The sequence below is a fragment of the Mesorhizobium sp. P5_C1 genome (genome assembly GCF_054049815.1).
Genome location: NZ_JBFULQ010000027.1, coordinates 1 through 24,175, shown reverse-complemented (window position 1 = coordinate 24,175; position 24,175 = coordinate 1). Strand labels below are relative to the sequence as shown.

Annotated in this window: 11 protein-coding genes and 1 pseudogene; 6 read left to right on the top strand and 6 right to left on the bottom strand. The window is 64.4% G+C overall.

The genetic code is table 11. From position 1 onward, the window contains the following. A pseudogene (locus ACXJ7R_RS04265) lies at positions 1 to 168 on the bottom strand (hypothetical protein); the annotation flags it as partial. 32 nt (positions 169 to 200) lie between these two features. Continuing rightward, the gene (locus ACXJ7R_RS04260) at positions 201 to 458 is read right to left on the bottom strand and encodes a hypothetical protein (protein WP_457150732.1); all 258 of its coding nucleotides are present in this window, start codon (positions 456 to 458) and stop codon (positions 201 to 203) included. Positions 459 to 727: 269 nt separating this feature from the next. Between ACXJ7R_RS04260 and ACXJ7R_RS04255 the strand changes: the two genes are divergently transcribed. After that, positions 728 to 1,363, top strand: a complete 636-nt coding sequence (locus ACXJ7R_RS04255) for a methyltransferase family protein (RefSeq protein ID WP_457150731.1) — start codon at positions 728 to 730, stop codon at positions 1,361 to 1,363. Between the two features lie 28 nt (positions 1,364 to 1,391). Here ACXJ7R_RS04255 and ACXJ7R_RS04250 read toward each other — a convergent pair whose 3' ends face one another. Next, on the bottom strand, positions 1,392 to 1,880 hold the full coding sequence (locus tag ACXJ7R_RS04250) for a hypothetical protein (RefSeq protein WP_457150730.1): 489 nt from the start codon (positions 1,878 to 1,880) through the stop codon (positions 1,392 to 1,394). Between the two features lie 184 nt (positions 1,881 to 2,064). On the opposite strand from ACXJ7R_RS04250, the gene ACXJ7R_RS04245 reads away from it, so the two are divergent. Both ACXJ7R_RS04245 and ACXJ7R_RS04240 read left to right on the top strand, forming a co-directional pair. Beyond that, complete coding sequence (locus ACXJ7R_RS04245; protein ID WP_457150729.1) at positions 2,065 to 2,466, top strand: RidA family protein; 402 nt, start codon at positions 2,065 to 2,067, stop codon at positions 2,464 to 2,466. Positions 2,467 to 2,505: 39 nt separating this feature from the next. Next, positions 2,506 to 3,741, top strand: coding sequence for an amidohydrolase/deacetylase family metallohydrolase (locus tag ACXJ7R_RS04240; RefSeq protein WP_457150728.1), 1,236 nt, complete (start codon positions 2,506 to 2,508; stop codon positions 3,739 to 3,741). 38 nt (positions 3,742 to 3,779) lie between these two features. Here the strand turns inward: ACXJ7R_RS04240 and ACXJ7R_RS04235 are convergent, their stop codons facing one another. The 3 genes from ACXJ7R_RS04235 to ACXJ7R_RS04225 form a co-directional block, all read right to left on the bottom strand. Then, positions 3,780 to 5,570, bottom strand: coding sequence for an NAD(P)-binding domain-containing protein (locus ACXJ7R_RS04235; RefSeq protein ID WP_457150727.1), 1,791 nt, complete (start codon positions 5,568 to 5,570; stop codon positions 3,780 to 3,782). A 122-nt stretch (positions 5,571 to 5,692) separates the two neighbouring features. Next, a complete protein-coding gene (locus ACXJ7R_RS04230) occupies positions 5,693 to 6,937 on the bottom strand; it encodes a M24 family metallopeptidase (RefSeq protein WP_457150726.1) in 1,245 nt (414 codons plus the stop codon). A gap of 119 nt (positions 6,938 to 7,056) precedes the next feature. Next, positions 7,057 to 7,590 (bottom strand): invasion associated locus B family protein, encoded by a 534-nt coding sequence (locus ACXJ7R_RS04225; protein ID WP_457150725.1) that lies wholly within the window; start codon positions 7,588 to 7,590, stop codon positions 7,057 to 7,059. 318 nt (positions 7,591 to 7,908) lie between these two features. Here ACXJ7R_RS04225 and ACXJ7R_RS04220 point away from each other — a divergent pair, with 318 nt between their 5' ends. The 3 genes from ACXJ7R_RS04220 to ACXJ7R_RS04210 all read left to right on the top strand — a co-directional run. Then, a complete protein-coding gene (locus tag ACXJ7R_RS04220; protein ID WP_457150724.1) occupies positions 7,909 to 22,959 on the top strand; it encodes a hypothetical protein in 15,051 nt (5,016 codons plus the stop codon). A gap of 250 nt (positions 22,960 to 23,209) precedes the next feature. Further along, a complete protein-coding gene (locus tag ACXJ7R_RS04215; protein WP_457150723.1) occupies positions 23,210 to 23,710 on the top strand; it encodes a phage tail protein in 501 nt (166 codons plus the stop codon). Between the two features lie 12 nt (positions 23,711 to 23,722). Further along, the coding region (locus tag ACXJ7R_RS04210; protein ID WP_457150722.1) for a phage tail protein at positions 23,723 to 24,175 on the top strand (453 nt) is incomplete at its 3' end.

Below are 24,175 nucleotides of genomic sequence, written 5' to 3'. Positions count from 1 at the left end.
GACCAGTGAGGTGACGGTCAGCCCGAGGCCGAGGTTGACGGCGAGATAGTCGGCCGCCGTTTCACCCATGGTCACCGCCATCAGCTTGATCAGCCAGAAATCGACCGTGACCTCCGGGACCCTGTTGTGGCTGGGAACTGCGAGATTTGGCGTAGTGGGAGAAAGCATGGCGGACGTCCTGCGGCTGGTGGTTCGCGGCACTATTTGCCCATGACCTTCATGGCCTGGGCGAAGAACTCGTCGGCGCGCTTGTCGTCGTCGGCGTTGCAGCGTTCGATGCCCTTGGCTTCCAGTTCCGAGACCTTCGCCTTGTCCGCGGCGCTGAGCGTGGCTGCCGCCTCCGCCGCACGAAGGGTCTTCAGCGTATCCTCGCAAGGCGCGGTGGCGGCAAACACGGAGGAAACCGGACTGGACAAGGCGAGGGTGCCCATTGCGATGGCCAGCGCAAATCGTCTCATGAGATGTTTCCCTGTTTGATGCCGGTTGCGGCAATTGAATCCGGCCCGGTGGTGGCCGATCCGACACCAGCACAGTAGGGAAGCGAGTTCACGCTCGCCTGTCCGGCGGCTTACAAATTCGTAAGAATGGGCTGGGGCCGCGCGAAAGGCCTTTACGAACGCCTCGCGGTGCGCTGATAGAATGCCGTACGCCTTGCATCCGCCATCAATGGGGTGGCCCAGTGCCCCCAGGTTGCCGGACGCCCGGTTGCCAGGCTTCAGGAAACACGATGACCTACGCTACCCTAAAGCCGGTTTCTCGGGCCTTCAACCAGCGCAAGCGGCTGATCTTCGTGCGGGCGGCGGCTGTGCTGGCTGTGCTGCTTCTGTTTCTCACAAAACCGGCGCTCAGCGAAGGCTCGAACGGGCACGAGACGCTCGAACYGTTCGGCTTCTGCCTGGTACTGGTCTGTGTCGTAGGACGGCTGTGGAGCATCCTCTATGTCGGCGGCAAGAAGAACGAGGAACTGGTCTCGACCGGACCATTTTCGATTACCCAGAACCCGCTCTACTTTTTCTCGACGGTCGGCGCGGTTGGGGTCGGATTGCTCTACGGCTCGTTGCTGGCGGCCGTCGCGCTTGGTCTTGCCAGCTTCTTCATCTTCCACATCACGGCGCGCAAGGAAGCCGGATTCCTGCTTGGCAAGTTCGGCCCGACCTACCTTGCCTATGTCAAGAACACGCCCCGGTTCTGGCCAAATCCGCTTCTGTATCATGACCATGACCAGATGCAGTTCTCGACGCAGGCGCTGAAGCGCACGTTCTATGACGGGCTCTATTTCCTCGCCATCTTCCCGGCCATCGAACTGGTCGAGCATTTCCGGGCGACCGGCCTGCTGTTCCCGGCCTTCGTCACGATCTACTGATCAGCGGCGCAGCGCCGCTCAACCAGCGCTACGAGCTGCCAAGCGGATGCGGCATGTAGCCGACGAAGCCCGCAATCTTCCAGCTGCCGCCGACCTTGGTGYAGAAATACAGCGTCTGCCATTTCAGCCTGTCGACGCTGCCGTCGGCCTTGGCGACCGAACCGTCGAATTTCTTGTGCAGCACGGCGCGGTCGCCGTCGACATCGATGTCACGCATGTTGGTGACGCGAAACAGCGCCTCGCGCAGCGGTTCGGCGAATTTCGTCGCCGCGGTCTCCTTGGCCTGGCGCAGCCACTCGTCGCGATAGACCTCCAGCCTCGGGAACTGCAGCCGCCAGGCGTCGGCATTGCTAAGGAAATGCGCATGCATGCCGAAGAAGCTCGAGGCCACGAAATCATCCTCGACCATCGACCAGTCCTGGCCGATGAAGGCGTCGATGTCGCGCCGCACCAACATTTCCCAGAGCGCATGGCGATCGGAATCGCCGGCCGGAAACGGGTTCTTGTCGTAGGTCATTTTTCACTGTCTCCGGTCTCGCAAGTGCGTCTATCGTCGCGGCTTCAAAGCAGCGTGACGGCGCGCACGATGCAAGCGCTTCTGTAATAAAGCAACATGGATTCTGTGAAAATGTTGCTTTCCAACAGAACCCCTATGAGGATCGCCCCGATCGCTGTAGATGTCGATCGAAGCGGGAGCCGCCATGGCATCCCGTCACGTCATCAGAGGAGGTGATCCCTTGCCGAAGCAGTGTTTTGGAACGTCGCATGTGCCGCTGTCGCCGGCCGTGCGCGCCGGCGATTTCGTTTATGTCTCGGGCCAGGTTCCCGTAGGCAGCGACGGCATCGTGGTCAAGGGCGGCATAACGGAACAGACCGAACAGGTGCTCGCCAATGTGAAGGCCGCGCTGGCGCTGGCCGGCTGCACCCTGGACGATGTCGTCAAGACCACGGTCTGGCTTGAGGACGCGCGCGATTTCTGCGCCTTCAACGCGGTCTATGCCAGGCATTTCCCGAAGAACCCGCCGGCCCGCACCACGGTCGAGTCGCGGCTGATGATCGACATCAAGATCGAAGTCGAGGCGGTGGCCTACCGGCCGGTCTAAGTCTTGAGGCGGCAAAACAACGAAACGGAGGTTACCTCAATGCAATTCGACCTCCTGCTGAAGGGCGGACGGCTGATCGACCCGGCATCCAGGCTCGATGCGCCGCGCGATGTCGCCATCGCCAATGGCCGCATTGCCGCGGTCGATGTCGATATCCCGGCCGACCGCGCCGCGCAGATCGTCGATGCCGCCGGCTGCATCGTCACTCCCGGCCTCGTCGACCTGCACAGCCACGTCTATTGGGGCGGCACGTCGCTCGGCGTCGATGCCGACCGACTGGCCGCCAAAAGCGGCACCACCACCTTCATCGATGCGGGCAGTGCGGGCGCGGGCAATTTCCTCGGCTTCCGCCGCCATGTCATGGAGCGCTCGAAGGTTCGCATCCTGGCCTATGTCAACATTTCCTTTGCCGGCATCTTCGGCTTCTCGCAGACGGTGTCGGTCGGCGAGTGCAGCGATCTCAGGCTGTGCGAACCGCGCGAGGTCGTGGCCGCGGCGCGCGAACACCGCGATGTCGTGGTCGGCGTCAAAGTTCGGTCCGGCCGCCATGCCGGCGGCACCAGCGGCATCGCCCCGGTCGACTTGGCGCTGGAGGCCGCCGACCAGGCCGGCCTGCCGCTGATGGCGCATATCGACGAGCCGCCGCCCGGCCGCTCGGAAGTGCTGCCGCGCCTGCGCAAGGGCGACATCCTCACCCACTGCTTCCGGCCGTTCCCTAACGCGCCGGTGTTCGCCTCGGGCGCGGTGCGGCCGGACATGCGGCTGGCGCGCGAGCGCGGCGTCATCTTCGACCTCGGCCATGGCATGGGCTCGTTCGATTTCGCGGTCGCCCGGGCCATGCTCGAGGAAGGGCTGGCGCCCGACGTGATCAGCAGCGACGTCCATCTCTACTGCGTCGACGGGCCAGCCTTCGACATCCTGGTCTGCATGTCGAAGCTTTTGGCGCTCGGCATGCCGCTGGTCGAGGTTCTACGCGCGGCGACACAAGCCCCGGCGCAGGTGATTGCCAGGCCCGACCTCGGCACGCTGGCGGTCGGCACCGTCGGCGACGTCGCCGTGCTGCGGCAGCGCCCAGGTCGCTTTACCTTTGTCGACGCGGTCGGCGCGTCGCTGGTCGCCGACCAGCGGCTGGTCTGCGAAGGCATCGCCATCGGCGGCACCTGGTGGCCGAACGAGGCGATCAACGATGCCAGCGAGACCGAGCGTTTCGAGGCGCACACCGCGCATACGCATGTCGAGGTGGCGGCGCAGCACTTTGGGCATCGGCACGAGTGATGAGAGCCAATCTCCCCCACGTGGGGGAAGATCGGGCGTCACCGACCGGCGTTGCTGAACGCCCCATAGACGGTCGTCTCAATCCCTTCCATGCGCGCCTTGATCTGCAGCGCCACATATTTCGAATAGAAGCGAGACAGCGCCAGATTGCCGCCGTGGAACCACAGCGCTTGCTGAGCAGTCGGCTTCCACATGTTGCGCAACTCGCCTTGCCAGGGTCCGGGATCGCCCTTCACGCCGGAGCCAAGCCCCCAGCACGGGCCGACCTTGTCGGCGACCTCGCGCGAGACGATCGCGGCCACCGTCTCGTTCATTGACTGAAAACCGGTGCAGGCGACGATCGCGTCGGCGGCAAGCTCGCTGCCGTCCTCGAAAAGGATGCCGCTCGGCGTCAGCGATTTGATGGCGACGCCGCTGCGCACGCCGATCTCGCCGTCGATGATCAGGTCGGAAGCGCCGACATCGATGTAGTAGCCGGAGCCGGTGCGGTATGCTTTCATCAGCAGACCGGTCTCGTCATCGCCGAAATCGATGGCGAAGCCGGCGGCGCGCAGGCGGTCGTAGAAGGCCGCGTCGCGCGCCTTGATCACCTCGTAGAGCGCCTGCTGGCCCTTCGGCACCAACGCGAAGGGCGTCGAGGCGACGATCATGTCGGCCTTCTCGGTGGTGATGCCGCGCGCCAGCGCGTTCTCCGAAAAGATCTCGAAGCCAACTTCCATCAGCGTGTCCGACTTGACCACTGTGGTCGGCGAGCGCTGGATCATGGTGACCTCCGCACCGCTCTCCCAGAGGTCGACGCTGACATCATGCCCCGAGCTTGCCGCGCCGATGACGGCGACCTTCCTGCCGCGGAATTTCTCGCCGCTGGAGTACTGGCTGGAGTGCAGCAACTCGCCCTTGAATTGATCGGCGCCCGGCAGATCGATCTGCCGCGGGGGGCCATATGCGCCGGTGGCAAACACGATGTGCTTCGGCTTCAGCGTGATGTGGCGGCCGACGCGGTCGACGACGACGGTCCAGACCTTTTCGGCCTCGTCATAGGAGGCACTGACGCACTTCGTGGCGACCCAGTAGTTGAGCTCCATGACGCGCGTGTACATTTCCAGCCAGTCGCCCATCTTGTCCTTGGGCGTGAACACCGGCCAGTTTTCCGGGAACGGAATGTAGGGCAGATGATCGTACCAGACCGGATCGTGCAGCACGAGCGTGCGGTAGCGGTTGCGCCAGGAATCGCCGGGGCGCGCATTCTTCTCGATGACGATGGTGGGCACGCCGAGCTGCCTGAGCCGCGCGCCCAGCATGATGCCGCCCTGACCGCCGCCTATGACAAGGCAATAGGGCTGTTCGCCGGCGCCGAGGTCGCGCGTCTCGCGCGCCCGCGCCTCCGTCCAGGTCTCGCGGCCGGGGTCGGCCTTGTGGCGCACGCCCAGCGGCCGCGCGGGTCCCTTGCGCTCCTCGAACCCTTTCAGGTCGGTCATTGCGGTGAACAGCGTGCGGCAGCGGCCATCGCGCAGGCGCATGACGCCCTGGCCACGCGCCGATGCGGTCTCGAAGCTGAACCAGGCCTCGACAGTGCCCTCGTCCGAGGTCGCCTCGCCGGTCAGCCGCCAAGCCGTCGGCTTCGTCGCCGCCAGCGTCGACGCGAGCATATCGGCGATCGCCCCGCGTCCTTCCATGGTCGTGATGTTCCAGGTGAAGGTCAGGAGATCGCGCCAGTAGCAGTCGTCGACGAACAGGCTGCTTGCCGCCGCCACATCGCCCGCTTCGAGCGCCTTGGCAAAGGAGCCGAGCCATGCGGCCGCCTGTTTCGATGGTGCCATGTCGAGCATTTCTTCCCTCTTGCCGCAAAGGCGCCGAACACGGCGCGAAAACTCAATTATCGACCTTGGCGCATCGCGCTGTGGAGCGCTACTCCCGCAGTGAGCAACGACCAGGACCAAACCCGCCCTCGCTAACCAATCGTCTCCAGCCGTCTTGGCAAGCGGTTCATGGCAACCGGCCCGTCCGGCGTGATCAGGAACTGATCCTCGAGATTGAAGCTGGCGAGGCCGTCGATGTAGAGCGGGACTTCGAAGGCCAGCACCATGCCGGCTTCGATGACGACATCGCTGTCGGCGGCAATGAACGGCCATTGTTCGGAAAAGACCGACTGGCCGACGCCATGGCCGAAATGGCCGCGGCGGTAGGAGCGTAGCCCTTGCCGCGCCAGGCTGTCGCTGGCGACGCGGTGCACATGGCCGAGCGAGGCTCCCGGAACAAGGGCCGCCAGCCCATCCTCGAAGGCCCGCTCGGCGATGGCATGGAGCTCGGCCTGTTCGGCGAATGGCGACCCGAAAATGAAGTTGCGCGACATGTCTGAGGCGTAGCCGCCGACGGTGCAGACCATGTCGCACTTCAGCGGATCGCCGGCCATTGCCTTGGCATCGGCGCCTTTGGCCCGGGCGCCCAGCGTAACGTATTCGGCGGTAGCAACCGGATGCGATAGGCGGGCCGCGGCCGAGGCAACGCCGTCTCGGTAGAGCGCGACGAGATCGGCCTGGCGCATGCCGGCCATGGCGTCCACCTGCAACCGGTCCAGCCCGGCTTCCGACAGGATGATGCCTTGCTGAAGCAGCTCGATCTCGCGTTGCGACTTTACTGCCCGCAACCGATCGAGAACCGCCGAACCGTCGACCATCGAACAACCCGGCAGCATCGCCTGCAGGACCGAAAAATCGGTGACGGCAATGAAATCGAGATCGACGCCGATGGTCGCGCGGTCAAGCCCGAAGCCTGTCAGGATCTGCTTCAGCTCGCGGGCGGAACTGGCCAGGTCGAATGTCGCTGGCCGGGAAAAGTCGGGCGACCGGCCAGAGGATGCGAGGCCGGTCTCGATGCGTTGCGCCAGTGCATGGCCGATGGTCGAGACGTCGAGCGTGGCGGTTTCGATCCAGATCGGGTGGCTGCGGACCACGGCGTCCGGCAATGCCGCCTGCAACTGCGTCGCGTTGAAGTCGGCCACCACGACGCCGATCGGCAGGTCTTGCCGGGCCGGGATGACGACGAAGCCGGCGCCGGCTCGCCGGAACAGTCCCGCCGGGCCGATCCAGGCACCGGTCGCATAGTGGAATGCCTCGGGCGCGCAGAGCACCAGCGCCTGCAGGCCGGCGCGTTCCATCAGTTGCGTCGCGCGCAGGCGGTCGACAAACCCCGTCATGAATTCTTCTCCGGATGTCCGAAGCGGCAACGGAGCATTCCGGGTAGAGACAATCAAGCCCGGTTTCATGGGGGCAGAGGTGTGCGGACTTGCGTGATGTTGGCGCGACAGCACCCCCGCTACTTGATGGATTCCAGCTTGGCGACGGCAGCCGTGAAGCCAGCGAGCGATACCGGGATGGTGACCGGCTTGCGGGTGACCGATTCCATGCCGATGTTCAGGTTGGTTCCCGACTTCATGGTCTTGATGATATCCGCTGACAGCGGCGTGGCGGCATAGGCGCCGTTCTGGTCGCTGGTCTGGATGGCGAGCACTGTCTTCTGGCCCTGGTCGATCTGGAACGAGGCGCCGGACGGCAGGAACAGCCCATGTGGCAGCGCGAGCAGCATGGCCAGGCCGCCATTGCCGTTGTCGCGGCGCACGGTCACGGTCAGCACGCGCTGTCCGGACTTGGCTTCGGTCAGGTTCTGCGACACCTGGCACTGAAGCTCGGCGGTTGCCGAGCCACTAGAGCAGTTTACCGCCCACGGATTGGCATCGGCAGGTTTTGCATTGGAATCAGTCGGTTTGGGCTGGGCCGGCTTGGCGTCTTCGGCAAGGGCCGGTCCTGCCGCCGACAGGACCAGCCACAGGGCGGCTGAACTTGTGATCATTAGATTAGCAAGAGCTAAACTTGATGACATTTTCTTTAGGCCCCGCATTCTTTCTTTCCTCGTCAGGTATTTTCATCGGTGGGGTTTGATACAACACTCGGGACTGTTTCGGAAGCTAGGCCGGCGCCAAGAAAGCCGGCAAAAGTACTGTGACCTTTCGGACACACGAAAGAAAATTGGAGGAAACCTCTAGAAATCGAAGGAGCCGAGACTCGCTATACAATACAATCTGCGTAAGACTTGAACACGCGGGACGTGCAGTCCCAGAAGGACTCGCCTGGGATGGGAACTACCGAGAAATCTCGGCAAGTTGGTGAGATGGCGGCGCGTGGGGAGGACTTCCGCGTGCGCGCCGGCTATCGCCGTTCGCAAATTGCCAGGCATCTGTGGAAGACGACGGCGCTTACGACGCTGGCGCTTGGCCTTTCAGGCATGTCGGCCTATGCCGACCCGAACGGGTTGTGGCAGCCGCAGGTGCGCGCCATCGTCGGCGCTGACAACAATGGCGGCAACGCCGCGCTCGAAGGCTTCATTCCGCTGAAGCAGACGGCCGAATCGGTGCTGTTCCTGGATGTCCGGGCCAAGCACGATTTTAAGGACGGTTTCGGCCAGGATGTCGGCCTCGGCGTCCGCCGCATCGTCAATCCGGACCTGATGATCGGCGGCTACGCCTATCTCAACGTCGAGAACTTCAACAGCAACCAGTTCACCGCCGCGACGCTCGGCGCCGAGGCGATCACGCCGCATTTCGACGCGCATGTGAACGTCTATCTGCCGATCAAGGGCGACTACAAAGACCGCTCCACCGACTCGACCCTGTCGATGGTCGGAAACCAGCTGCTCGAGCAGATATCGGTGATTGATCATCGCCAATACGCGGCCTGGGGCATCGAGGGCGAGGTCGGCGCACAGGTGCCGATCAACCTGCCCGACAAGCATTCGCTGCGGCTGGATATCGGCGGCTATCACTTCGAGGATCCGCACGGCGACGACCACAGCGTCACCGGCGCCAAGGCCGGGTTCGAGTATACGATCGGCGATGTCTTCGGCAGCAACACCTCGCTGGTGTTGGCCGGCGAGGTCCGCAACGACAATCGCGACGACACCCAGTTCGCCGGCAGCGTCCGGCTGAACATCCCGTTCAATCCCGGCCACGGCTCTGACAATGCCGACAATGGGGCCGACAGCGGGCCGGAGCCGGTCTATCCGGTCAGCGAAGGCCTGCGCAAACGCGTCAACGAGCGCGTGCGCGGCGATATCGGCGTCAGGATCCAGTCGCAGGACGTGAACGGCGGCACGACGACGCGCCTCGCCATCAATGCCGCCACGGGCGCTGCTTTCGGCAAGTTCTTCTTCGCCGACGGCGGTAACTCGCTCGGCCTCGGCACCATTGGCGATCCAACGACGCTGGACGATGCGGTGACCAAGGCCGGCAACGGCTTCGTCGTGGCGCTTGGCGGCAGCGGCAATATCACCACCGGCGGCGTGACGCTGACCAATGGCCAGACCGTCATCGGCGGTGGCAGCAGCGTCACCGCCCTGCTTTTCGGCGGCGGCACCAGCAGCTTCAACCTGGGCGGCAGCAACGGCACGATCCAGGGCACCAATCCGGCCAACAACGTCATTACGCTGGGCAATGGCAACACGCTGAACGGCATCACCATCACCGGCGGCGCCAACGGCATCTTCGGCAACAACATCTCCGGCGCCACGCTGACCAATGTCACGGTGACCGGGGCCGGTAGCAATGGCGCCGACTTCACGGGCACCTCGACCGGCATCAAGGGCTCGGACTTCACCGCTGAGAACAACGGCCTCGACGGCCTGCACATCGAGGGCGACGGCACCTACAATTTCACCGGCACGACGCTGCTGCAAGGCAATGGCGACGACGGTCTCGATGCGACCGGCAAGGGCACCTATACATTCGCGACGCTCAATGCGAAGGACAATGCCGACCGCGGCATTACCGTGCAGGGCACCGCGACATCAGGCAGCTTCACCACCACCGGCGGCACCGTGTCGGGCAATGGCGGCACCGCCGTCTTCATCGACCCGATCACCGCGCATGTGGTGCTGGATTCGATCACTCAGTCCGGCGGCACGTCGGGCGTGGTGCTCGATCAGGTCTCGGGCAGCTTCACCGTCAACGGCGCGACGACGATCTCGAACACAACCGGACCGGCGATCGCCATTTCGAATTCGCCGGCGGCGATCCGCTTCGGCGACGTTGCCATCTCGGCCCCCGGCGGCGACGGCATTTCGTTTGCCGGCGTCAATGCAGCGGTGGTCGCCGGCAACATCGTCATTTCCGGCCTCGGCGTCGGCACCGGCCTCGACTTCTCCGGCAGCCGTACGAATTTCACCGCACTGTCGCTCAACGTCACCGGCACCGGTGCTGCTGGGTCGATCGGCATCGATCTCTCGTCGCCGACCTCGGGCGGCGCAACGATCGCCATCACCAATGGCGGTACGATCGCCGGGGTCGACACCGGCGTGCGCTTCGGCATTGCCGGCTCGCCGGCTAATTCGGCCAATGCCGAGTTCAGCTTCGGCGGCGGTTCCATTGCCGGCATCACCGCTTCGCTCGACGCGCGTGGCCTCAACCAGACGCTCGGCCACTATGCGTTCGGCTCGACCACGTTCAGCGGCCCGCAACTGTTCGACGTCCAGAATCTGATCTTTGTCGGCGCTTCCGCGACCGGCTCGGGCAACGGCTCCTCGCTGCTGGACCTGGCCACGATCGCGACGGCCGATGCCAACACCGACGCGGATGCGATCTTCGTGCTGGTCAATCGCGGCACGGCCATCGACGATGTCAACGGCTTCTCGCTCAGCGCCGGGCAGACGCTGGCTTCGTTCGGCAACGGGCGGACCTTCTCGCTCGGCGGTATCCCGGTCAACATTACCGGCGACAACATCACACACACAGGCGTCGTCTCGGATGCAGGGGGTGCTGCGACGCTGACCGATTCCGGCAGCGGCGATGTCGTCACCCTGGCCAACAACAGCTCGCTGCGCGATTTCAACATCGCCGGCGGCAGCGCCAACGGTGTCCACGGCAGCAACGTCAGCAATGTCACGATTTCGGGCCTGAATGTTTCGGGCGCCGCTCTCGATGGTCTGCTGTTCGATGGCGTCAACAGCGTCACCGCCAACAATTTGAGCTCGACCGGCAATACGAGCGACGGCCTGCAGATCGACGGCAGCGGCCCGCCGATCGACGGCGCCGGAGCCTACAATTTCACCGGCACGACGACACTCTCGAACAACACCGGCCACGGCCTGTTCGTCGTCGGCGGAGGAACCTATGGTTTCGAGACGCTCGACGCGAAGGACAATGGCGGCGATGGCGTCTTCGTCAATTCGATCGGCGCCGCAAAGCTGACGATCACTGGCGGCACGATTTCGGGCAACGGCCTGGCAGGCTTCACAGTCCAAAGTCTCGGGCTTGCCAACAGCACCCAGCTCGATGTCACACTGGACGCGCTGAGCCAGTCCGGCGGACAGGGTGGAGTCGGCCTGTTCCACACCTCCGGCAATTTCTCCGTTACCGGCGCGACGACGGTCTCCAACGCCCTTTTCGACGGCATTACCATCTGGGACAGCTCCACCACGGTTGGTTTCGGTGGCGCGGTCACCATCACCAATCCATCCCGCGACGGCATCTCGCTCAAAAATGATACCGGCGCCGTCACGTTCGGCCAGGTGACGATCAACCAGGCTGGTGTGAACGGCATCCTGCTCAGCGGCAATTCCGGCGCTGTAACGTTCGGCGATGTGAGCATCAGCCAGCCGACCCAGAACGGCATCGACGTTTCGGGCACCAACGGCACGATCGGCTTCGGCAACATCGACATCACCGGCCTGCCCACCGGCCGGACCGGGCTCGACCTGTCGGGCAGCCAGTCGACCTTCACCGCCACCTCGCTCGACATCGCCGGCGCCGGCAGTTCGACCGGCATCGATCTTTCCGGCACCACCGGCGGCTCGGTGACGATCGGCACCGGCACCATTTCAGCCGGCACCGGCGTGCAAATGGGCACGCATGGCGCGGCTGGAGCCACCGCCGACACGACCTTCTCGTTCGGCGGCGGATCGATCACCGGCACGACGGCTTCGCTCGACATGCGCGGCCTGAACCCGGGCAGCGGCACTTATGCCTTCCATGACACGGTGCTGAACGGGCCGCAGCTGTTCGACGCCGCCAATGTCATCTATGTCGGCGCCACCAGCACCGGCCCCCTCGGCGATGGCTCCAGCGCCAGCAATTTGATCAATGCCGCCGCCGCCGATGATCTGACCACCAGCGCCAGCACGATCTTCGTGCTGGTCAAGACGGCGGCTGTCCAGACCACCGACACCGACGCCGATGGCTTCACGCTGGCCAACGGCCAGTCGATCGTTTCCTTCGCCAATGGCGGTACCGTCACCCTGGGTGGCCCACCCGCCAATGTCACCGGCACCCATGTCGTTACCGGCGCGACGCAGGCCGATCCATTCGGCTTCGGCGGGGCGACGCTCAACAACGCCGCCAACAGCACCATCGACCTCGCCAACGGCAACCTCGTCAAGAACCTCAGCGTCAGCAACGGCATAGGCGTTGCCATCGATGGAACTGGGGTCAACGGCCTGAACGTCGGTGGCGTGACGATCGCGGGTGCCGCCACCGGTCTCGTCCTCGACGGCGCGTCGGGCACCGTTACAATCAACAATCTGCACATCCAGGCCCCAGGCCAGACCGGCATCGTGCTCGCCAATTCGGCCGCAAGCGTCAACTTCACCGGCAACACGACAATTACCGGCAGCAGCGTCAACGCCGTGCTGGCCAACAATTTCGACGGCACAGCAAGCTTCAACGATCTCGACATCACCGGCGGCAGCGGCTCGGGTGTCGCGGTCCTCAATGGTTCGAGCGGAACCTTTACCTTCGGCGCGGCGAGCTCGATCAGCACCACTTCAGGCACCGCCGTCAACATCGATGCGTCCGCGCCGAACCTGACCTACAACGGCACGATCAACCAGACCGGCGCGGCAAGCGCGGTGAAGATCAACGCGATGACCGGCGGTAGCGCCAGCTTCACCGGCAAGATCACCGCCAGCACCGGCGCCGCCAACGCGATCGACCTGAGCGGCAACACCGGCGGGAAGATAAACTTCACCGGCGGGCTCGACCTGACCACCGACGGCGGTTACGGCTTCAGCGCCATCAATGGCGGTACGCTGACGGTGACCGGCGCCAGCAATACCGTGGCGACCGGCGCCGGGCCGGATGAGAAGGGGATTCTCATCGGCGGTACCGGAATGACCATCGGCGCGGCTGGTGTGAACTTCGCAAGCGTCACCGTGGATGGCTCGGGCGGTATCGTTTCCAGCGGTATCGTCATAGCAAACACCAGCGGCGGCAATGTCACCTTCGGCGCCGTCGACATCAGCCGCGTCAATGGCGATGCCATCCGTTTGACCAATGTCGCCAGCGGCATCTACACGTTCAACGGCACGACGAGCATCGCGACAGTTGTCGGCAACGGCCCCGGCTTCGTGGTGCAGGGCAGCGGCGCGACCGTCAATGTCGGCAACCTGGTGACGACGCTGGTTTCGGGCGCCGACGTCAGCCTGACCAACAACACCGGCACGATCGGCATCGGCGGCACCATCACCAATTCCGGCAGCGGCGATGGCGTCGTCGTTTCCGGCGGCAGCGCAGCGATCACGGTTTCGGCCGGCATATCCAGTTCGGCAAGCGCACCAGGCACGGCGGTCAAGATCGACGGCACCACCGGCGGCTCGGTGACCTTCAGCGGCAGCGTCACGTCGACCGGCACGGGCAATCTGTTTGCCATCGGCACCACGACGGCGCCGACCAACAGCGCGATCAGCTTCACCGGTTCGGCGCTGACGGCGACCGGCGGCGGCGGGGCCGTGATTGGCGGGCTTGGCGCCGGCGCGAGCTTCAGCGCTACAACTCCGCTCTCCGTCACCAATTCAACCGGAACCGGGCTTGCCGTTTCGAATGTCGCCGGTACGGCGATGTTCGGCGCGGTCACGGCCAGTGGCAGCGCGACGGGCATCAGCCTGTCGGGCAATTCGGGTACCGTCACCTTCGGCGCCACCAACGTCACCAATGTTGGCCTGAACCAGAGCGGCGTCAGCGTTGCCGGCACCAATTCGGGCACGCTGTCCTTCGCCAGCCTCGGCATCGCCATGACCGGCAATGGCGCGACCGGCATCACCTTCGCCAATGCCGTGGTCAACGGCACCATCACCGCGCGCGATTTCGACCTGACCAGCGCGAGTTCGACCGGCACGACGGCGGTCAACCTCACCAACACCACCGGCACCGGCACGATCCAGCTCGGCGATCCCGGCGCGCCGGCCAACACCACCGCTTCCGCCATCGGCGGCCCCGGCGCTGGCCCCGGCATCGGCTTCCAGTTCAGCAACACGACCGCGGTCAACTTCATCTATGGCGACGGCGAGGGTGCCGCCGACAAGCTGTCGACGGTCAAGGCGGTCGACATCCTGAATTCAACCGGCGGCTTCCCGGCCGGCGGCACCTACAATTTCAAGGATGTCAACGGCGCCACCGGCGGCTTCATCGGCGATATCTCCGAAGCGCAGGGCTCCACCATCTATTATGTCGACCCGAACGGCACCGGCGATGGCACCGCCGACAATCCAGGCTCGATCGCCGGCGCCGAAGCGTCAGGCGCCAAGATCATTGCGCTGATCGACAGGTCGCAGAACGGCACCAGCAATTTGATCAACATGATGCTGGCGCAGCAGAATGGCGGCGGCAACAACACACTGAATCTCGCCGACGGCCAGATCCTGATCGGCCTCAAGGCCGGCGACTCCATCGACACCGCGCCCTATGGCGGTGTCGGCGGCACGCTCGGCGGCAACTTCAAGTTCAGCAACATCAATTCGTCGAGCATCATCGATGCGCCTGCCGGCGTCGACACCGTGCTGCCGACGCTGACGACGGCGAGTGGCAACACGGTCGATTTCACCGGCCGCGCCAGCATCGACAACGTCATCATCAGCAACACCGGCACCGGCATTGGCGTGCATGGCACCGCCATCACCGAGTTTGTGCTCAACCGGGCGACGATCGCCGGTGGCGACGGTGGCGCACTGTCGATCGTCGACGGGGCCGCCAACAGCGAGGTTGCGCTGTCGAACCTCACCCTCTCGGCCACGGGCGGCAACATCGCTTCGGTCGACGGCACGGCTGGCGCCGGCACCATGAAGGTCAGCGCCTTCTCCGACATCACGCTTCTCGGCAACAAGGGCGAAGTCGGCGGCTTCCTGTTGACGACCGCCATTTTCGACGCCAATGCGGCCACCCCCGCCATCGACCAGGTCGATGGCGGCGCCTTTGTCGCCGGCACCACGGCGAACCGCGTCGGCGGCTATGGCCTGTTGCTGGTCGGTGTGGCTGGCGACATCAAATTCGACACGACCAATGTCGCGGTCAAGACGGCGACCAGCACAACGTTCCCCGGTGCGAGCGCCATCGGTGTCGTCGCGAGCGGTGCGGTGGGAGGCGGTAACAACATCGACCTCGGCACGGCCACTTTCAATATCGACGGTACCGGCGCCAGCGCCGGGCTCAACAGTGCCTTGTGGGCGAGCATCATCCCGGGCAACCGTGTTGGCTTCTCGGGCGTGGTCACTGTCAACACCGTCGAGGCGGCCGGCCTGGTGTCCGATCTCGGCGGCACGCTGTTCTTCGGCGCGGCCGGCAACACGGTGACGACCACCGGCCTGCCGGCGATCTCGTTCAGCAACGGCACAAGGGTCGAAAACGGTTCCGGCGGCTCGGCGCAGTTCGGCGCCATCAATTCGAGCGGCGGCGGCCAGAACGGTATATTGCTGTCCGACCTCGCCGCGTCGCCGACGCTTCTGTTCAACGGCCCGGTGACGATCGGCGGCACGACGTCCAACGCCATCCAGATCCAGAATACCACCCTCGCCGCGGCGTCGGTGACCTTCGCCGGCGCGGTCTCCATCACCAACGCCACCGGCGGCGGCGTCGAGTGGCAGCGCCTGGCCGGCAGCACCGACACGCTGACCTTCTCGGGCGGCCTCGCCATCCAGAACAGCGGCGGCGTCGGCTTCTCTGCCGACCATGGCGCGGTGGYGCTGTCCGGCACAAACACGGTTTCCACCACCAACGGCACCGGCGTCAGCATCAGCAACGCGACCGTCAGCGGCGGTTTCACCTCGGTCAGCGCCAGCTTCGCCGCCGGCAACGGCATCAATTTGCAGAACCTGACCGGCTCGCTCAATCTCGGCACCGGCACGCTGACCAACACCGGTGCGGGCGCGGCCTTCAACGTCGGCTCGGCCACCAATGCGAGCGGCGGCAATGCGGTCATCTCCTATGGCGGCACCATCGCCAGCAACGGGTCCGGTGCGGCGGTTTCGATCCGGGAAMTCACCGGCGGCTCGGTGACGCTGTCGGGCAACCTGACCGACGGCAACGCCACGGCCGGCGGCAACATCGTCGTGGCCAACATCGACAACGGCACGGCGGCAACCGTCACCTTCTCCGGCGCCAGCAAGCAGATCAGCTCTGGCACGACCGATGCCGTCAGCCTCGGCATCCTCGGCGCGTTCCCGGCGGGTACTCCGGCCCCCAACACCAACGGCACGATCAATTTCACCAATGGCGGTCTCGACATAACGACGACAGGCGGGGCGGGCTTCGTCGCGTTCGGCAGCAGCGTCAGCGTAACTGGCACCAACAACACCATCGCTTCCGGCGGTGACGGGCTGGTGGTGGGCTTTGCCAATGTCGGCAGTGGCGGCATCGCCTTCGACAGTATTTCGTCGGTCGCCACCGCTGCCGGTGGCGGCGTGTTGCTGAACACCGTCGACCTCGCCGGCAATGTGAACATCGGCGGCCTGACCAATACGGGTGTCATCGGCGTCACCGTGTCCGGCGTGACGACCGGCTCCGGGAAGTCCGTCAACTTCACCGGAACGACCAACATCGACGTCGACACTTCCGGCTTCCAGTTCAGTGGCCAGGTTGCAACGGTCAACATCGCCAATGTCGCCGGGTCCAGCCTGACCATCGACGGCGGCACGCGCGGCATTGATTTCAACGGCGTGATGGGCGGCACCGTCAACATCGGCGGCAATGGCGGTACCGCCAGCATCGGCGCGACGACAAGCACCAGCGGCTTTGCCATCGCTGTCGGCGGCAATACCGGTGGCACGCTGAACTACAACGGCTCGGTCAAGGTCAATGCGGGCAGCGTGGTGAGCGCCGGCGGTGGCGACCTCGCCACCCTCAACCTCAGCGGTTCGGTGCTTTCGACCACGGCGTCGACGGCCTTCGTCTTCAGCGGCAACGCCGACGGCGTTTACAACATTTCGAGCACCATAAATCACACAGGCGGCACCGGTGTCCTGGTCGATGGTTCGTCGGAAGGCACGATCACCTTCTCCGGGGCGACGAAGACCTTCAACACCGGCGCCAACGACGCTGTCGTCAAGCAGCCCAGCATCGGCCCGGGACAGGGCACGGCAACGCTCGCCTTCACCGGCGGCGGCCTCGGCATCACCACCACCAGCGGCACCGGCTTCACCGCCAGCACCTTCGGCGCCGGCACGGTCACCGTCAACGGCAGCAACAACACCATCACCACGACGACCGGCACCGCCCTCAAGCTCGACAACGCGACGGTCGGCGCGGGCAGCGTCAACTTCAGCTCCATCTCCACCAATGGCGCCGCCACCGGCGTCTCGCTCAACAATGTCGGCGGCGGCGGCATCATCCTCGGCACGGTCAACCTGCAAGGCATCACCTCGCGTGGCTTCGATGTCGCAGGCACGCTCGGCTCGGCGCTGAGCATCACCAGCCTCAACATCGGGCTCGGTGGCGCAAACGCCATCGGCCTCGATCTCAACGGCGCGATCATCAGCACCGGCATCAACGCCGGCGATTTCGATGTCGCCGGCGGCGGCTTTGCCGGCACGCTCGGCATCGACATGGCCGGGACCACGGGCGCGGCCACCATCCAGCTCGGCGACACCGTCAACCCCGGCGGCACCCAGACGTCGACCATCACCAATGTCGCGCAGGGCATCCAGTTCTCCAGCACGACCAATGCAACGCTGGTGTTCGGTGACGGCGCGGGACCGGCCGAATCGCTGATCTCGACCACCGGCGGCCAGGTCATCCACGCCACCGACACCTTGCCGCTCAGCGGCAATTACGATTTCGACGACGTCACGTTCGTCGGCGACATCTCGAACCTGTCGGCGATCAGCGTCTACTACATCGACGCCGCCGGCGAGATTTCGGGCACCGGTGACGGCAGCTTCCTCAATCCGGGCAGCGTCGCCCAGGCGGAGGCTTCCAGCGCCAATGTCTTCGTGCTGATCGACAAGACCGTCGACACGAACCAGGCGACCATCAACATCGGCAACAGTTCGCTCGACCTCAAGGACGGGCAAGCGGTGATCTCGTTCATGTCCGGCGATGCGGACATCGACGTGGGGCCGCTCGGCGTTGGCGGCGGCCTTGGCGCGCCGTCCTCCTTCCACTTCACCACCATCCAGGCTTCGACGGTAGTCACGAACCCCGGCGGCCTCGACAATTCACACCCGATCCTGGCCAGCAGCGGCGCGGCCGCGACGATCAACCTGCCATTCAGCGGCACAGGCGTCATCACCGCCGGGGTCCAGAACGTCACGGCCATCAACAGCGGCAGCGGCGCCGGCATTTTCGTCAATGCTACGCTTGCTTCCAATTTCGTGCTCAAGAACAACACCATCACCGCCGGCGGCAACGCACTCGACTTCTCGACGAGCGGCGCGGCGACAGCCGACAAGCTTATCCTCTCGATCGACGGCAACACGCTCAGGTCGACCGCGTCCGGACTGGCGGCGTCCTTCGTCGGCCAGAACATCAATGCGACGGACAATTCGATCGCGATCAGGTCGTTTGCCGGCAACAAAGTGACCGGCGGCGCCGGCAGCGGCGGCATCGTGTTCAACAATGTCCGCTTCGATTCCAACGGCGCCGGCGGCACCGTCAGTGCCGGCACGCTCGGCATGGGCACTCCCGGCACGCGCATCCAGGGCAATGGCCTCAGCTTCACCAACACCAGCGGCACCTTTGATCTGGGCACGCTCAGCCTCGCCAACACTGGGGGCACCGGTGTCATCGCCAACACCAAGACCACTGCCTTCACGCTGAACAGCAGCGCCGGCGTGGTCACCACCATCAACGGCGCGGCCTTCGATCTCGATCCGCTGACCGTCAACATGACGTTGTCCAGCGTCAGCGCCGTCGTCAACGGCGTCGCTAGCGGCATCACCTTCGACGGCGTTGCCGGCACCTTCACCGTCACCGGCGCGACAAGCGTTTCCAACACGACGGGCTTCGGCATCGATGCCATCAACACCAACACCGGCACCTTCAATTTCAACACAGTGACGGTGAACAACACCTCGACAACCGGCGGCGGCATCCACGTTGCATCCGGCACGCTCAATGTCACCGGCCTCGCCAACATCGACACGACCAGCGGCATCGGTCTCTCGCAGGGCGGCGGCACGACCAGCTTCACCGGTGGCCTGACCATCGACACCACCACCGGTACCGGTATCGCCGGCACGGGCGGCACGATGGGCATCACCGCTTCCGCGGCCGCCGAGACCGTGAATGCCACCGGTGGCCAGGCGATCAACCTCTCCGGTGTCGTCGCCACCATCGCGCTGGACTCGACCTCGTCGGCCGGCGGCGTCAACAATGTGAGCCTGACCAGTGTCGGCGGCACCATCGGCCTCGGCTCCGGCGCGCTGAGCGGTGCTTCGGGCGCTTCGTTCAATGTTGTCGGCGGCACGGTCGCTGTCACTTATGGCGGCAACATCACCCAGGCGAACAATGCCGCCCTGGTCAGCGTTTCGGCCGGACACACCGGCGCGCTGACCTTCAACACCGGCACGCTTTCGGCGACCAACGGCACCGGCCTGCAGTTCGCCAATGCGGATGGCACCTACAATTTCAACGGCACAACCACGCTCAATGGCGGCGATGCCGGCGTCGACATCCTCACCGGGTCGAGCGGCACCTTCAGCTTCGGCGCCGGCACTTCGATCACCAGCCCGACCGGAACCGCGTTCAATGTCGACACAAGCTCGGCGAGCGTCACCTACAACGGCAACATCACCCAGGCCAACAACGCCGCGCTGGTCTCGGTCACGGGCCACACCACCGGAACGATCACCTTCCAGACCGGCACGCTGTCGGCGACCAACGGCACCGGCCTGCAGTTCAACAATGCCGACGGCACCTATCTGTTCAACGGCACGACGACGCTGAATGGCGGCGACGCCGGCGTGGACATCCTCACCGGATCGGGCGGTAGTTTCGGCTTTGGCAGCGGCACCTCGATCACCAGCCCGACCGGAACCGCGTTCAACGTCGTCGGCGGCACCGCAGCCGTCACCTACGGCGGCAACATCACCCAGGCGAACAACGCCGCCATGGTCAGCATTTCGGGCGGCCACGCCACCGGCGCGATTACCTTCCAGACCGGCATATTGTCGGCGACCAACGGCACAGGCCTGCAATTCGACAATGCCGACGGCACCTACAATTTCAACGGTACCACGACGCTCAATGGCGGCGATGCCGGCGTCGACATCCTCAACGGCTCGGGCGGCACGTTCAGCTTCTCCAGCGGCACTTCGATCACCAATCCGAGCGGTGTCGGTTTCCTTGTCGCCGGTGGTACATCAACCGTCACCTACAATGGTACGATCAGCAAAACCGCCGCGGCAGGCAAGATCGTCGATATCTCCGGCGTCACCAGCGGCACCATCACGCTGGCCGGCAATCTCACCGCCACGGGCGGCTTCGACAACGGCATCTTTGTCCATGGCAACACCGGCGGCACCTTCAATTTCAGCGGCGGCACCAAGACGCTGACCACCGGCGTCAATACGGCGGTCGACCTGGCGACGAACGCTGGCGCGACGATCAACTTCAGCAATGGCGGGCTGGCGATCAACACCACCTCCGGAACAGGGTTCAATGCCACGGGCGGTGGCACGGTCTCGGTGACCGGCGCCGGCAATTCGATCACGACGACGAGCGGCATCGCCGTCAATCTCGACACGGTCATCGTCGCCGCTGCGGGCGTGAATTTCGCCACGACCACCAAGGGCGCCGGCGGCGGCAGCGCCGTCATCATGGATACGGTCACCGGCACCGGGACGGTCAGTCTCGGCGGCGGCTCGCTGGTCGGCGGCAATGCTGCCGTGATCCGTATCGGCGACGGCGCCGGCGGCGCCAACACCGGCGGCACCGCGGGTCTCACCTATGCCGGCACCATCACCAGCGGCACCGGGCGGGGCCTCGACATCCAGGACCGGGCGCTGACCGCGCAAAACATCACCCTGTCGGGCAACATCAGCCACAGTGTGGGGGGCCAGACCGGCATCTTCCTCGACGGCAATGCCGCCGGCACCATCACCTTCTCCGGCGCGTCGAAGTCGATCAGCTCGGGGACGGCTGCCGGCGTCAGCCTGACCAACAACACCGGCGCGACGGTCGACTTTACCGGCGGCGGCCTGGCCATCAACACCACCAGCGGCATCGGTTTCAACGCCACCGGCGGCGGCACGGTGACGGTGCAGGGCAGCGTCAACACGATAACCTCGACCACGGGCACGGCGCTTAACGTTGCCAACACCACGATCGGCGCGAGCGGCCTCACATTCCGGAGTATCTCGGCCAACGGCGCCGTCAACGGCATCGTGCTCAACAACACCGGCGCCAACGGGCTGACCGTTACCGGCGATGGTGCCACATCAGGCGGCTTCCTCGTGCTCAATGGCACCGGCGGCACGATCCAGAACACCACCGGAGACAGCGTGGTGCTGACCAACGCGTCAAACGTCAATCTGCGCCAGATGAACATCACCAATGCCGGCCTGGACGGTGTGCAGAGCATCGGCGGCGGCAACATCAAACTGTCGGCCGTCAACATCACCAATCCCGGCGCGTCCAACCCGGCGTCCGATGGATCGAGCGGCAATCCGGCAGGCTTTGGCGGCGGCAATGGCTGGTTTGCCCAGAACATCACCGGCGTCAACGCCTTCGACAACAACTCGAAGGTTTCCGGCTGGCAGTCGTCGCAGTCGAACGGCGTCCTTCTCTTCAACACCAACACGAACTTCACCTCGTTCACGGTCGACCATGCGCTGTTCACGACTTCTGCGACCGGCGCGGACGGCTTCCTCGCCAACCTGTTCGGGACGACTTCCGGCACGGTGAACGTGACCAGCAGCGAATTCACCCTGATCGATCAGGACGGCGTGCAGATCAGCAACCAGGGTTCGGGCACCGTCAACGCCATCGTGCAGAAGAACAATTTCCACGACGCGGACAATACAAGCGGCGACGGCAACAACACGCTTTATCTGTCCAATTCCGCCAACGGCATTCTCAACTTCACCATTGGCGGACCGACCGCGGCCGACGGCAACATCTTCCACAATCTGGCGAGGTTGACGACCCTGGCCGGCGTGGTTCAGGTGGACGCGGCCGGTGGCAGCGCCGCGACACCCGATGGCGGGCAGATCAACGGCTCCATCCGCAACAACACCATCAGCAACGACGCCGGCTTCGTGAACGGCCGCCGCGCCATCGACGTCCAGGTCGAGGCGGACTCACACGATCTCGGAAAGCTTGCCGTCGCGATTTCCGACAACACGATCAACAACGTCTCCAAGCAAGGCGTTCACATCTCGGTTGTCTCGGTCGGCGGCGGCAGCGTGAACGATGCCAACTGGACCATCCAGAACAACCACATCGGCGACACCTCGCCAGTCGGAACCGAGGGCAACGTCGACAGCGGTTCGGCCATCGAGTTCGAAACGAATTTCGATACGTTTACGAGCGGTGCAGACATGGTCAACAATCTGTTGATCCAGGGCAACATCGCCGTCAACAACGCCAATAACGCCACCGGCGCAACACTGGATATCACCAACATAGGCGGCACGGTGGCGTCGGGGACGACAGCGGTCCTGAACGCCACGATCCTCAACAATGTGTTTACCAACAACAGCACAACCGGCGGCCACGTTCTGGATGTCCTGAACAGCAGCGCCGGCGACGGCGAAACGCTCAACCTTAACATTTCCGGCAACAACACGACCTTGGGTGCATCGACACTCGGCGAAATCCGACTGCGGCAGCTGAACGGCACGTTCAACATCCAGGGTGGCGTCGGCGCCGTCAGCGGCAACAACAATGGCGATACGGTCTCGCAGACCGGTTCGTTCGGAACCGTCGGTTCCGTCACGCTGCCGAGTTTGCCGACCGGTGGTTTCTGAGGATAGTTCGCCTCCATGCGTCGGCTGTCCCGAGGAACCGAATCGGGACGGCCAGCGCCCTGTCATGATAGGAGCGTTGGCCATTAGGTCACTGGCAGCGCTGTTGTTTTGTGCTGCGCGGCGCCCATGGTTGTTTGCCGGCGAAATTTAATAAAAGGCAAGTTAAACAAATTCTTTTATTTGCCTCTTGCATGACGTTGCGTAAATTAGCAGTATCTGTTTAGTATGGACCAAATGTGAGGGAGCGGCGATGTCGGAACCATTTCTTTCCGAAATCAGAATCATGTCTTTTGTGTTCGCGCCCAAGGGCTGGGCGCTTTGCAATGGGCAGTTGCTGCCCATCAACCAGAACCAGGCGCTGTTTTCGCTGCTGGGAACGACGTTCGGCGGTGACGGCCGCGTGAATTTCGCGCTGCCCAACTATCAGGGACGTACGCCGATCCACGTCGGCAGCGGTCACACGCTCGGCGAGCGCGGCGGCGAGCCGGCCCATACGCTATCGATCTCGGAATTGCCCACGCACACGCACATGATCAATGCCAATAGCAATCCCGGAGGGGTCGCCAATCCGAATGGCGCGATTCTCACAAAAGCTCCTGCCAACACCTACGGCACAGCCACTCAGCTGGTGGCCATGGCGCCGGCTTCGGTCTCGAATACCGGTGGCAGCCAGGCGCATATCAACATGCAGCCGTTTCTGACGCTGAGTTTCTGCATTGCCCTGCAGGGCATCTTTCCGTCGCCGAATTGAGGGRGCGCAACCATGGGACAACCCTATGTAGGCGAAATTCGTATATTTGCCGGTAATTTCGCGCCGGCCGGCTGGATGTTCTGCAGCGGGCAACTTCTGCCGATCTCGGAGTACGAGACGCTGTTCCAACTGATCGGCACGAGCTATGGCGGCGACGGTCAGAGCACGTTCGCACTGCCGGATCTGCAAGGTCGCCTTCCGATCCATCAGGGCAACGGCTTCATCCTGGCCGAGACCGGCGGCGTCGAAACGGTCACGCTGACAGTCGCCCAGATTCCGGCGCATTCGCATCCGCCGTTGGGGTCCACGGCGACGGCAACGTCGCAGCTGCCGACCAGTTCGGTGTTGGCCAACACGCAGGCTCAGACCTACTACAATCTGGCTGACAACGCGTCACCCATGGCGGCCAATGCCATCTCGAGCACGGGCGGCAGCCAGCCGCATGACAATTTCCAACCCTACCTT

Bases quoted from the DNA above. Each gene is read 5' to 3' on its own strand.
- ACXJ7R_RS04260 (WP_457150732.1), bottom strand. From the start codon at position 458: ATGAGACGATTTGCGCTGGCCATCGCAATGGGCACCCTCGCCTTGTCC.
- ACXJ7R_RS04245 (WP_457150729.1), top strand. From the start codon at position 2,065: ATGGCATCCCGTCACGTCATCAGAGGAGGTGATCCCTTGCCGAAGCAG.
- ACXJ7R_RS04240 (WP_457150728.1), top strand. From the start codon at position 2,506: ATGCAATTCGACCTCCTGCTGAAGGGCGGACGGCTGATCGACCCGGCA.
- ACXJ7R_RS04235 (WP_457150727.1), bottom strand. From the start codon at position 5,570: ATGCTCGACATGGCACCATCGAAACAGGCGGCCGCATGGCTCGGCTCC.
- ACXJ7R_RS04230 (WP_457150726.1), bottom strand. From the start codon at position 6,937: ATGACGGGGTTTGTCGACCGCCTGCGCGCGACGCAACTGATGGAACGC.
- ACXJ7R_RS04225 (WP_457150725.1), bottom strand. From the start codon at position 7,590: ATGATCACAAGTTCAGCCGCCCTGTGGCTGGTCCTGTCGGCGGCAGGA.
- ACXJ7R_RS04215 (WP_457150723.1), top strand. From the start codon at position 23,210: ATGTCGGAACCATTTCTTTCCGAAATCAGAATCATGTCTTTTGTGTTC.